The following is an 11,491-nucleotide window of genomic DNA, read 5'->3' on the forward strand; positions in this document are numbered from 1 at the left end:
CGAGAACGGGATGGGCGGATGATAAAGCCAACGGCCGCTCATAGAAACGAAAAGCCCGCCGGAGGGCGGGCTTCTGGTCGTGCCGGGAGGTCAGTCGTTGCTGCTGACCACCCCGAGAATCTGCAACAGACTGATGAACATGTTGTAGATCGACACGTACAGGCTGATGGTGGCGAGGATGTAGTTGCGCTCGCCGCCATGGATGATCGCGCTGGTCTGGTACAGGATCACCGCGGAGGAGAACAGTACGAAGCCCCCGCTGAGGACCAGGTGCAGGCCGCTGATGGGGAGGAAGATCGACGCCACTACGCCCACCATCAGTACCACCGCGCCCACGGTGATGAAGCCCGAGAGGAAGCTCATGTCCTTGCGGGTGGTCAGCGCGTACGCCGACAGGCTGAGGAATGCCAGGGCGGTCATCCCCAGGGCAGAAGCGATCAGTTCGCCACCGTTGGCCATGCCCAGGTAGCGGTTCAGGATCGGGCCCAGGGTATAACCGAGGAAGCCGGTCAGGGCGAAGGTGGAAAGCAGGCCCCAAGCGGAATTGCGCAGCTTGGTGGTGAGGATCAGCAGGCCGTAGAACCCGCCGAACAGCACCAGCAGGTTCGGCGCCGGCAGACGCAGCTGCTGGGAGACGTAGGCGACGAGGGCGCTGAAGCCCAGGGTAAGGGCGAGGAGGCCGTAGGTGTTGCGCAGAACGCCGCTGACTTGCTGCTGCTCGGCCTGCGCAGGATTCAATGCGAAGTCGCGATCTTGCATGGTTTCTCTCCTGAAACGATAAGCGGTCCACGGACCGGTCCGGGGCATGGTAACAAAGGCATCCGACCTGCCAACCGCGAGAGTTTGACAGGGTGTTGCGTTCGGGTAGTATGGCGGCCCGCATCCGCGGAGGTGTGGCCGAGTGGTTTAAGGCAACGGTCTTGAAAACCGTCGACTGTAACAGGTCCGTGAGTTCGAATCTCACCGCCTCCGCCATCTAGCGCTGCTGCCAAAGCCCTGTCCCGACAGGGCTTTTTCGTTTGTGTGGCGCCAGTTCCGTGTGCGGTGATCGCTCCAAGCACATTCTGAAATCGCTTCTGTGGCTTCACTTCTTGGCATGCCGGGATCGCTTTCACGCCATGCCAATCTTCTTGCTGCTCCAGGGGCGGGTGATCAAGCGGTGGGCTGCCGCCACCGATGTTTCGGATGGCAGAGACGGGTTTCAGAACTGAAACCCGTGATCCGAGAGCCGTGCCTAAGTCCCTTTTCAACGCGATTGCAGTGGCGGTGTTTCTCGCGAACCGGCCCGTTGGGTAGATGTGCGAAGCCAGGAACGTTGCGTCCATTACGTAGAGCGCCTTGGGACGTGTTGGCGAGAGCGACATTCGCCGGACCGATTGACGGAGCCTCTTGCGTTGGAGGGACGCGTCACGTCTCTGTGAACCCGCCAAGCGGGCATCGCATCGTGCGCCAGATGCGGGCGGGTACTTCTTGTGAAGTCCCCGCCGCCAGACCACTCTCACTTCAACTGCACGGGTAGTGCGCCAGGGCTCACTTTGCCGCGGGTTGCTGCAGGTAATCGGTGAGGAAGTATTCGGCATTGCCTTCCCGGGACAGGGCGTCGTCGTAGCCGAGCGCCAGGTCCTGGTTTTCCCCTGGCAGGTGGAGTTCGCCGCGGTCGCCACGCAGGATCAGCACGACGAATTTCGTGCCGTTCACGTCCGTGGAGTAGCGGGCGTCTTTCGCGGTCTTCTCCACGTCCATCTTCTGGATGCGCATGTTCCAATCGTGGTCGATGCCGCCGATCTGCACCAGGGCCTGGTTGGCCGAGCGTTCGCCGATGCGCAGGGTCCAGACCTTCAGGCCCTGCTGGCCGCTGTAGGCCATCACCTTGTCGCCGATGGGTGGGCGCTCGCTTTCGCTGGCGGCGAAGGTAGGCGCCATCACCAGAAGGCCGAGGGTCAGGGCCAGTCCGTTGAGTGTCTTCAGCATATCTCGGGTTCCTAGTTAGAAAATGGCCTGCCAGGGTACAAAAAAGTGGCGGCGCTGGCGTGCTCGACCGAAAGTCATGGTGCCGAAGTGAGCGCTTCGAACGGTGCGGTGACACGCCTTGGAGCACGCCTGGCGTACCGGCCCGTTCGGTCGACGTGCAATCACCCACCCAAGGCGTGCCGTTGGCCGCGGTCGGACATGCCTGGGGCCAGGAGTGCGGCCATCGAGGTCTCGAAGACCCGATTTCATTGCACTGGGCGACCTGGCCCCGCTGCATTGCGGTGGCGCCAATGGCGGGGCGGCGGTCGCGTCACCCGCGCGGCTTCTTGACGAAGCCGGACCTACGCCGCGCTGGTCCATTGGCCCTCACACGATCTGGCTGATCCCGTAGGTCTGCACCATCTTGCCGTAGACGGCGATTTCCTGGCGCATGCGCTCGCGGATGTCGGCCGGCTCCATGTCCACCTGGTTCAGCAGCAGCTCATCCTGCAGATGGGCGAATTCGGCGGTGGCCTGCATGGCGTGGATCTTGTCCCGCAGGTCCTTGGCGATGCCGGTGGGCAGGTGGGCGGGAGCGAACCAGCCATACCAGCCGATGATGTCCATGCCGTTCACGCCTTCTTCGGCGAAGGTGGGGGTGGTGGGCCAGCCCTTGAGCCGCTGGTTGCCGGTGACCGCCAGCGAACGCAGTTGCCCGCGTCCCAGCACCGCGTTGTTGCCCGCGACGGTGACGGCGGCCGCCAGGGTTCCGGTGTGCAGGTCGTGCACCAGGGGCTTGACCGCCTTGTAGGGCTGCGGCCGCAAGGCGATTTCCTTGTTGCGCGCCAGCACCAGACTCACCAGGTGGGCCTGGGAACCGTACAGGGAGAAGCCGATGTCGCGGTACTCGGGGTTCTCCGCGACCCAGTCCAGGTAATGGGTGAGGGTGACCACGCTGGCCGGCACTGCCGGGCCAAGGGTCAGGGAATAGGGGAAGTCCCCCAGCAGCGCCAGGGGGGTGAAGTCATTCAGCGGATCGTAGTTGAGCGAGCTGTAGAGGTTGGGATGCATCACCATGGAGCCCGATTGCACCTGGAGCAGGGTGGCCCCGTCCGGTGGCGCACCTTTCACCGTTTCGGAGGCCTCCCGGCTTTCACGGGCTTCGTTGATTTCGAGCTGATATTCGGTGTTGAGCTGTTTGGCCAGGATGTCCAGCGCGCCACTGGCCAATTTGTGGCCGGTGGCTCCGGCCGGGAGGCCGTAAAGCAGCCGACCGGGGGCGCTCGGGGTCTGCGCCCGCAAGGCCCCTGGAAGCACGGCGCCGAGGGCGAGCAGGGCGGTGCGGCATAGAAAGGATCTGCGATCGTACATGACGTGCTCCTTGCCGGGTGGCAGTGACGGCTTGCCCCCGTGGGTGTCGAGTGGCGTTCCTGGGTTCTTCGCCAATGGATCAGTCGATCAGGCTGAGGTTGTAGCCGTGCACCAGCTGTTCGTAGGCGGAGATTTCCTGGCGCATGCGTTCCTTTATCTGCTCCGGCTCCAGCCAGACCTGGGACAGCAGCAGGTGTTTCTGCATCTCCTTGAACTCTGGCGTGGCCTGCATGCCCTTGATCTTTTCGCGCAGGGAGCGGGCCGTGGCCTCGGGCAGGCCGGCGGGGGCGAACCAGCCGTACCAGCCGGTGACGTCCAGGTCGGTCAGGCCTTCTTCGCGGAAGGTGGGCGTGTCGGGCCAGACTTCCTGGCGCTGGCTGCCGGTCACTGCGATGGGGCGAAAGCCTTCGCCGCCGAATACGACGTTGTTACCGGCCACCATGATGCTGGCCGCCAGGGTCTGGTTGTGCATGTCCGCCGCCATGGACTTCACCGCGCTGTAGGGCTGCGGCATCAGCGCGTAGGCCCTGCTGTGCATCAGCACCAGGGCCGCCACGTGGCCCTGGGAGCCGTACAGCGAATAGCCGATATCGCGGAAGTCGGGGTTCTTCTCCACCCAGTCCAGGTAGCCGGTAAGGGTGTTGATATGGGCCGGCACCGCCGGGCCCAGGGTCAGCGTGTAGATGTAGTCGCCCATCAGTGCCAGGGGCGTGAAGTCTTCCAGCGGGTCGTAGCTCAGCGAGCGGTACATGCTGGGGAACAGCACCATCGAGCTGGACTGGACCTGCAGCAGGGTGGCCCCGTCCGCCGGCGACCGCTTCACCTGCTCCGTGGCTTCCAGGGTGTTGCGGTCGGAGATGATGTCCAGCCGATAGTCCATCTCGAAGCGGTTGGAGAGGATTTCCAGCGCGCGATCCGCCAGCTTGTTGCCGAGGGCGCCCGGGGGAATGCCGAACACCAGACGGCCGGTGGCCGCCTCGGCGTGCGACAGGGGTGGAAGGGCCGCGCCAAGCGCCAGGGCGCCGGTACGGTACAGAAACGTTCTGCGATCGATCATGTGGTGTGCCCTCCTTGCTCAGGCGTTCTTGCGATCACCCACCCACGTGGCGGGTGGGAGCTGCGTGAATCACGGTCATTCCAGCTTGTTCAGGTCGTAGGCGGCCACCAGTTGCCCGTAGCGGGCAATTTCCTCGCGGGTGCGCTGGTCGATCTGCTCCGGGGTGAGCACCAGCGGCGTCAGCAGGAACTGTTTCTGCAGGGCGGCGAAGGCCGCGCTGGCCTGCAGGGCGCCGAGGGCCTGCCGCAGCGCCCCGGTGACGCCGGGCGGCGTGGCGGCCGGTGCGTACCAGGCGAACCAGGCATTGATGTCCATGTCGGCGACGCCCTGTTCCAGCAGCGTGGGGATGGTCGGCCAGTACGCCAGGCGCTTCGCCGTGGTCACCCCGAGTGAGCGCAGCTTGCCGCTGCTCCACAGCGAGGTGTTGCCGTTACCGGCGGCGGTGAAGCCCGCCGCCAGGGTGCCGTTCAACAGGTCGTTGATCATCATGGTCGAGCCCCGGTAGGGCTGGGCGCGTACCGTCACGCCCTTGGCGCGGGCGAGGATCAGGGTGGAGAGGTGGCCCTGGGAGCCGTAGATGGAAAAACCCACGTCGCGGAAGTCGGGGTTGTCCGTCAGCCACTCCAGATACTGGGCCAGGGTGGTGATGTGGGCCGGCACCTGGGCGCCGACCGTCAGGGACAGGGCAAATTCACCCAGGGTCGCCAGGGGCGCGAAGTCCTTCAGCGGGTCGTAGCCCAGGGTGCGGTAGACGTTCGGCAGCAGGCACATGGAGGTGGACTGTGCCTGCAACAGCACCGTGCCGTCCGGCGGTGCGTTCTTCACCCGTTCGCTGGCCTCGCGGGTGTTGCGCGCGTCGACGTTCTCCAACTGGTAGTCCATACCCAGGCCCGCCAGGATCGGCAGGCAGCCCTGGGCCAGCTGGGTGCCCATGGCGCCGGACGGGTAGCCGAACAGCAGGCGGCCCTTTTTCGGCGCCGGGCCGTCGGCGCGGGCATGGGGCAGGCCGCTGGCAATGAGCAGCGCGCCTGCCCCCCTGAGAAAAGCTCTGCGGTCGATCATGTTCGGTTACCTGCAGGAAAATGAGCCACGGTTACTCCCGCAATTCGGCCACCAGCAATTGCCAGATGCGCGTGAGGGTCTGCACGGCCAGGCTCTGGGCGGTGGCCGATAGCTGGATTTCGCCGCGTATCGACTGGGGCAGCCCTTCACCGGGCGGCCCGTCGACACGAAAGTTGACCCGGTGCTGGGCCACCACCGGCACCGACTTGCCGTCGTCGTTGGCTTGGGTGGCGATCGGCCCGCTGTAGCGCGAGGCCAAGCTGTCGGGGGTGATGAATTCGCTGGCGCTGTACTCCACCGCCGTCAGGGCCACCGGGTACCTGGGCAGGCTGGGCTCGTCGGCGAGAAACACGCCCTGGGCGCCCAGGTCCAGGCGCCCCAAGTCCTTTTCGCTGACGAAGCCGAAGGCGTCGCGCTGCCGCCCGTGCAGCAGGCGGCCCAGGATGGCGTTGGGCCGCACCCACTGGCCGGTCTGCAGGTTGACCGGCATGTCCACCAGCAGACCGTCGTCCGGCGCCCGCCACTGCAGCATGGCGGCCCGGGCGGCGAGGCCGTCGAGGTCGACGCGGGCCTGGGCCAGTTGCTGGCGCAGCACGATGGTCTCGGCGCGATCCTTGGCGTCGCCACCGATGCGGTCGAGCCGCTCGCGGGCGATGGTCAGGTTCGAGCGGGCCGTGGCCTGCTTGCTTTCCAGCTCCGGGGAGTAGAAGCGCATCAGCAGCTGGCCCTTGCGTACGTAGGTGTCAGGCTGCACCAGGATGTCCTCGATGCGGGCGTTTTCCGGCGCCTGGATCGGCGTCTCGTACTGCCAGCCGAGCATGGCCGGCACGCTGACGTGGCGGTCCAGGGGCAACAGGAACAGCCCCAGCAGCGCCAGCAACGACAGTCCCAGGCCCAGCCTGCGCCGGGGCGTGACGCCCTGGCGCAGGGACCAGCCGTGCTGCACGACGCGGACGATGCGCAGGCCGACGTACTGCCAGAGGGCGTAGCCCAGGAGCAGCACGCCGGCAGTCTTGAACAGGGCGCGGTAGGCGAACCAGGCGATGCTGCAACTGAGGACGATTTGGTACGCCCAGACCAGGGTGCCGTAAGCCAGGAAGAACGCCGCCCGGCCCCGGGAAACCGGCTCCGGCGGCGCTTCCACCGGGCCGAGCAGCACACGGCCCAGCAGCCATTGGTTGTAGGCGAGGGCACGCGGTTGCAGGTTCTCCAGCTTCAGCGCGTCGCTGAGGAAGTAGTAGCCGTCGAAGCGCGACAGTGGGTTGAGGTTGATCAGCAGGCTGGTCAGCCAACTGGTGGTGGCGATCACGAAGGCCACGCTGCGTACCGTGCCTTCCGGGAACACCGCCCAGGCCAGGGTCGCCAGGCCGGCGACGAAGGTTTCGGCCATGACCCCGCCGGCGGCGATCCACATGCGCTGGCGGCCGTCGTTGAGCCGGGCCACGTCACCCAGTTCGGTGTAGAGCATGGGGATGCCCATGAAGATCGAGATGCCCATGGCGCCGACCCGGCAGCCGCGGATCACCGCCATATAGGCATGGCCCAGTTCGTGGAGCACTTTCAGGACGATTAGGGCGCAGCCGTAGGCGAACAGTCCCTGGACGGAGAAGAAGTCGCTGAAGGTGCCGACGAACTGGTCCCACTGGCGGCTGGTGAGGTACAGGCCCAGCACGGTGAGGATCGCCCAGGCGGTGACGATCCCGCGGTGGCCGATGGCCCGCATCAGCGGCAGGCAGCGCTCGATCAGCCCGTGGGGGCTCCACAGGGGCATGCGGAACGCCATCAGCCGGTTGAGCCAGCCCCGCAGTCCGTGGCCGCGCAGGCGCTCGGTCTGCTCCGCCAGCCGCTGGTAGGCCTGGGGGCCGCCGGCGAGCAGCAGGTGGTGGTTGCCGAGAAAGCGCAGCAGGCCGTCGAGCACGTCTTCGTCGAGGCGGTCCCGGCGTGCGCGCAGGGCCGTCCGGAGGGCGCCGATGGTGCCGCAGGACCAGAGGGAGAGCAGGGCGACGTCGGCCTCGCCGATCAGGAAGAACCGGTGCTGCAACGGGTCGTACAGGCGCCAGCGGGGGCTGCCTTCCAGGCTGGCGCCGGCCGGTTCCAGGCGCAGTTCCTGGCGCAGCGGCGGGAGCAGGGCGTCGTCGCGGAGCATGCTCAGATCCCCACGTACTGGCGCACGACGGCGATGGGCCGGCGCAGCAGCTGGAATGCCAGGGGGGCGTAGTCACCGTAGACCCGCGCGGTGCCCCGCGCGCCGATGCGCGGCGGGGCGCCGTCCTCGGGCAGGGCGATGACCGTGTAGCTGGTGAGGCCGGCGGACGTGGTGTGGGGGGTGTAGCTGACCGATTGCAGGTGCGCCTTGAGGCCGCCCAAGGGCGCGCTTTCCAGGTAGATGCTGACCGGGTTGCCCTGGGCCAGCTCGATGGCGTTGCCGGTGGACAGGTCGATGCGGTAGGTGACCCGCGCCGGGTCGGCTACCTGGAGGATTTCCTCGCCCACCATCACCGAGCGGCCTTCCCAGTCGCGCCGGTCGCTGTACACCGCCAGCCCCTCGATGGGGCTGCGCACCAGGGTCCGCTGCAGGACCTCCACCGCATAGTCGTAGCTGACCCGGGCGAGGTCGTGCTCGGCCGCGGCGATGGCCATCTCGTGGGCCGCCTCCGGGTCCTTGAACGCGGCGGCGGAGGTGCGGTTGTCGCGGGCCTCGGCCACTGCCAGCTGTTGCTGGGCGAGGACCATTTCGTTCCGCGGCTGGATGTCCTCGAACTGCACCAGGGGCTGGCTGGCCTGGACCGGGGTATTGGGCGCCACCAGCACCCGCTTGATCACCCCGTTGATCGGAGCGGTGAGGATGTAGGGCTGGTCGGCGATCACTTCCACCGGGGCCATCACGCTCAGCCGCACCGGCACGAACGCCGCGCCCACCAGCAGCGCCACCGCCACGGCCAGGGTCTTGCGGGTCAGTGGCAGGCGCTCGTACCAGCGCCGATGGGGCGCGAAGACGCGCCAGGCATGGCCGTAGGTGTCGCCCAGGCGTTTCAGCAGGGCCTGCTCGCGGGGCTCGAACGGGGCGTTGCGCAGGAACAGCACCCCCGCGCTTACCGCGCCGGGCCGGTCCGACAGCGGCAGCCACAGAGCGTGGCGCAGCGGGAAATCGTCCAGGGCCGTTTGCTTCGGGTCATGGGCAAGGACCGGCAGCTCGACCGGCCAGAGCGCCCCCAGCCTGGCCGCGCGATCCTGCTCGGCCAGCCAGGCCTGGAGGGCGCGGGCCAGTGGGGTGTGGCGGTCGGCGACCGGCAGGCCGGAGATCGCCCGCAGCTGGAACGCGCCGCCACGGCGCGAGCGGCGCCAGGCCATGGCCTGGCCATAGGGCACGAGGTCCCTGACGCTATTCACCAGGTGGAACCACAGGGCCTGTTCCGACGCCTGCTGGCGGACCTCCGCCTCCAGGGCCAGCAGGCGCAGCGCCGCGGCGCTGGCCTTGTCCGCGTCGCCGGTGGCCGGCGGGGGCAGTTGGACGTTGACGTTCATGGCGCGGTCAGGCTCCGGCCCCGCGGAAACTGGCGCTGCCGCTCATACCGGGGATGGCGCCGCCAGCGGACTTGCCGTTGAAGCGGCCGATGATCTTCACCGTCTTGCTGACCGGATCCACCGCCGGCAGCAGCCGGTCCACCACCGCCTCGCTGGCCTTGCCGGTCTCGTCGACCTTGAAGGAGAACGGGGTGCCAGGCTTGAGCCATTGCAGCCACTTGGACGGCACGATCACGTCCAGTTCCAGGTCGCCGGTGTCGACGATCCGCAGCAGGGGCTGGCTGACGGAGACCGACTCATGGGGATGGGCCATGCGCTCCATGACGCGGCCGGCGAAGGGCGCGGTGACCTTGCACTGCTTCACCTGGGCACGCAGCGCCTCGGCTTCCGCCTTGGCCTTGTTGAGCTTGGATTGGGAGATCAGTAGGTCGAACTTGCCGATGGAGTTGAAGTGCTCCAGTTCCTCGTTGGTCTCGACGGTTTTCTGCTCCACCTGCATGGCCGCCTCGGCCGCGCGCAGGTCGGCCTGGGCGCGTTCGCAGTCGAAGACCACCAGCAGGTCGCCCTTCTTGAACGACCCACCTTCGGTCACCGGCATCTTCAGCACCTGGGCGGTCATGCCCGCCGACAGGGTGGCCTCGTGCACGGCGCGCACCACGCCCCGCGCATTGCCCTCGGCCGGGTCGCCAGCGTCCTGCTTGCCCGAGGCCTTGTCCGACGGGGTGGCGACCGCCGGCCCCTGGTCTTGCGCATTCGCCGTGTCGGTCTCGGCGGCGGTCGCCGAGGGCACCAGTTCGATCGGCGCCCCGTCCTCGCCCAGGGCCGGGGCGTCGCTCGGCGGATGCACGGACACCTCGGCGCTGGAGGCACCCGGGGTCTTCCCGGGCTCGGGGGACGGGCCGCAGCCCTGCAGCAACGAACCCAGGGCCAGGCTCAGGCAGACCATGCGATGGAAGGCCAGTGGCGTGTGACTCATAGGGATGCGCTCCGGTTTTCAGGCATGGGGGGAAGGCTGTTGGCGCGCTCGCTCCAGTGTTCCTGCAGCTTGGCGGCGAGGGTGGCGATGGAGGTATCCGGCTGGACGTCGATATCGAAGTTGTCCAGGCCCATGGAGGCGTACAGGTTGGCGTAGGCGTTCTGCACATCGGCGTAGGCGGAGTCGTAGCGGACCTGGGCCAGGATGGAGTTCATCTCTTCCCGCACCAGGTCCTGCTGGCTCACGGTCTTGGCCTGGAAACCGCCCCGGGACAGGTTGGCGATGCGTTCCTGGACTTCCTGAGCGTCGCGCACGATGCCCAACTCCTGGGAGAAGCGGATGAAGCGGATACGCGCGATGTGGATCTGGGTCATCACCGCCAGGGTCAGGGCCAGCTGGCGCTGCTCGATGACCTTCTCTTCGGCCTGCAGCGCTTCCTTTTCCATGGGGTAGCGGAAGACGTTCATCAGGTTCCAGCTGATCTGCCCGCTGTAGCTCACCCACTTGTCGTTGTACAGGTAGCTGTTGGAGTCGTAGTTCACCCCCAGCACTGCTCTCAGGCTAGGCATCGAGCGGATCAGCGCGGCCTTCATCTCGTTCTGGCTGATGCGCTGGCGGTAGGCCCCCTCGCGCAACTCGGAGCGGTAGCGCAGGCCCACCATGACCATCTCGTCAGCCGAGCCGGGCAGTTCCGGCACCACGTCGGTACGGTCCGGCAGCACCAGGGAGTAGCGGGCGTCGGGCTTGAGGTTGATCAGCGCCGCCAACTGGTTCTTCGCCAGGGACAGCTCCCGTTCCAGCTTCTGCACGTCGCCCTGGACCTGCAGCAGGTCGCGCTGGTAGGCGAGTACCACCATGGGTGGCACCAGGCGCCGCTTCTCCAGCTCCTGGGTCTGCAGCAGGGCCTTCTGTGCCATGGCCTCCAGGGCGACCAGCTCCTTGTAGGTGCGGTCGGCGCTCACCGCGCGCCAGTAGGCCGTGCGCACGTCTTCCTGAATCCGGTTGATCACCTTGCGCCGGCGCTCGGCGGCGATGAGTTTCTCGTCCGCCGCCTGCAGGCTGCGCACATAGGAAAGGCCGAAGTCGAGGACGTCCCAGCTGGCGGTCACGTCGGCATTGGTGCTGTGCCGATCGGTGGAGGTGGAGGGTTCCAGGGACTGGCGTCCGGACAACAACGAGCGGCTACTGGAGCCGGCCTCGTTGTTACGACCGTTGTAGCCGAAGGACGCGGCGATGGTGGGCAGCATGCCGGTGCTGCTGAGGGCCAGTTGCTTCTGGCGGAAGTCCTCGTCCATCAGTTCGATCTTCTGGTCGAGGTTGTACTTGAGCGCGCGGGCCATGGCTTCGTACAGGGAGATGGGCCCTGTGACGGGCTCTTCGGCGGCCATAGTCGCCTCGAGCTTGGCCTTTTGATCCATGGCCTCGCCAACGGCATCGAGCGGTGTCGGCTCGATGGCGCAGCCGCTCAGGCCGAGACTGCACACCAGGATCAAGAGGGCGGTCGAGCCCGACAGGCAATGTGCGGGAGTACGAGAGTTCTCTTCCATAAG

9 protein-coding genes and 1 tRNA gene are annotated in these 11,491 nt (G+C 67.0%); 1 reads left to right on the forward strand and 9 read right to left on the reverse strand.

From position 1 onward, the window contains the following. Positions 1-90: 90 nt before the first annotated feature. Complete coding sequence (locus FM069_RS00415; RefSeq protein WP_143486153.1) at positions 91-759, reverse strand: Bax inhibitor-1/YccA family protein; 669 nt, start codon at positions 757-759, stop codon at positions 91-93. Between the two features lie 128 nt (positions 760-887). Here FM069_RS00415 and FM069_RS00420 point away from each other — a divergent pair. Beyond that, positions 888-975 (forward strand) — tRNA-Ser (locus tag FM069_RS00420). A 555-nt stretch (positions 976-1,530) separates the two neighbouring features. Here FM069_RS00420 and FM069_RS00425 read toward each other — a convergent pair. The 8 genes from FM069_RS00425 to FM069_RS00460 form a co-directional block, all read right to left on the reverse strand. Continuing rightward, positions 1,531-1,971, reverse strand: coding sequence for a hypothetical protein (locus FM069_RS00425; protein ID WP_178106620.1), 441 nt, complete (start codon positions 1,969-1,971; stop codon positions 1,531-1,533). 366 nt (positions 1,972-2,337) lie between these two features. After that, positions 2,338-3,321, reverse strand: coding sequence for a Bug family tripartite tricarboxylate transporter substrate binding protein (locus FM069_RS00430; protein ID WP_143486154.1), 984 nt, complete (start codon positions 3,319-3,321; stop codon positions 2,338-2,340). Between the two features lie 79 nt (positions 3,322-3,400). Continuing rightward, positions 3,401-4,378 carry a Bug family tripartite tricarboxylate transporter substrate binding protein gene (locus tag FM069_RS00435; protein WP_143486155.1) on the reverse strand — a complete coding sequence of 326 codons (978 nt, stop codon included), beginning with the start codon at positions 4,376-4,378 and terminating at the stop codon, positions 3,401-3,403. Between the two features lie 75 nt (positions 4,379-4,453). After that, positions 4,454-5,440, reverse strand: coding sequence for a Bug family tripartite tricarboxylate transporter substrate binding protein (locus tag FM069_RS00440; protein ID WP_143486156.1), 987 nt, complete (start codon positions 5,438-5,440; stop codon positions 4,454-4,456). Positions 5,441-5,471: 31 nt separating this feature from the next. Next, a complete protein-coding gene (locus FM069_RS00445; RefSeq protein ID WP_143486157.1) occupies positions 5,472-7,586 on the reverse strand; it encodes a hypothetical protein in 2,115 nt (704 codons plus the stop codon). A gap of 2 nt (positions 7,587-7,588) precedes the next feature. Next, a complete protein-coding gene (locus tag FM069_RS00450; RefSeq protein WP_143486158.1) occupies positions 7,589-8,965 on the reverse strand; it encodes an HlyD family efflux transporter periplasmic adaptor subunit in 1,377 nt (458 codons plus the stop codon). Positions 8,966-8,972: 7 nt separating this feature from the next. Beyond that, positions 8,973-9,941, reverse strand: coding sequence for an efflux RND transporter periplasmic adaptor subunit (locus tag FM069_RS00455; RefSeq protein WP_143486159.1), 969 nt, complete (start codon positions 9,939-9,941; stop codon positions 8,973-8,975). Beyond that, the gene (locus FM069_RS00460) at positions 9,938-11,488 is read right to left on the reverse strand and encodes a TolC family protein (protein WP_178106621.1); all 1,551 of its coding nucleotides are present in this window, start codon (positions 11,486-11,488) and stop codon (positions 9,938-9,940) included. Before FM069_RS00460 ends, FM069_RS00455 begins: the two co-directional genes overlap by 4 nt. Between the last annotated feature and the right edge of the window lie 3 nt (positions 11,489-11,491).

The organism is Pseudomonas mangiferae, from assembly GCF_007109405.1.
Classification (GTDB): Bacteria; Pseudomonadota; Gammaproteobacteria; order Pseudomonadales; family Pseudomonadaceae; genus Pseudomonas_T; species Pseudomonas_T mangiferae.

What these genes read in the sequence shown, in the direction of transcription:
- FM069_RS00415 (WP_143486153.1), bottom strand. Translation starts at nt 759, where the DNA reads ATGCAAGATCGCGACTTCGCATTGAATCCTGCGCAGGCCGAGCAGCAG.
- FM069_RS00425 (WP_178106620.1), bottom strand. Translation starts at nt 1,971, where the DNA reads ATGCTGAAGACACTCAACGGACTGGCCCTGACCCTCGGCCTTCTGGTG.
- FM069_RS00430 (WP_143486154.1), bottom strand. Translation starts at nt 3,321, where the DNA reads ATGTACGATCGCAGATCCTTTCTATGCCGCACCGCCCTGCTCGCCCTC.
- FM069_RS00435 (WP_143486155.1), bottom strand. Translation starts at nt 4,378, where the DNA reads ATGATCGATCGCAGAACGTTTCTGTACCGTACCGGCGCCCTGGCGCTT.
- FM069_RS00440 (WP_143486156.1), bottom strand. Translation starts at nt 5,440, where the DNA reads ATGATCGACCGCAGAGCTTTTCTCAGGGGGGCAGGCGCGCTGCTCATT.
- FM069_RS00445 (WP_143486157.1), bottom strand. Translation starts at nt 7,586, where the DNA reads ATGCTCCGCGACGACGCCCTGCTCCCGCCGCTGCGCCAGGAACTGCGC.
- FM069_RS00450 (WP_143486158.1), bottom strand. Translation starts at nt 8,965, where the DNA reads ATGAACGTCAACGTCCAACTGCCCCCGCCGGCCACCGGCGACGCGGAC.
- FM069_RS00455 (WP_143486159.1), bottom strand. Translation starts at nt 9,941, where the DNA reads ATGAGTCACACGCCACTGGCCTTCCATCGCATGGTCTGCCTGAGCCTG.
- FM069_RS00460 (WP_178106621.1), bottom strand. Translation starts at nt 11,488, where the DNA reads ATGGAAGAGAACTCTCGTACTCCCGCACATTGCCTGTCGGGCTCGACC.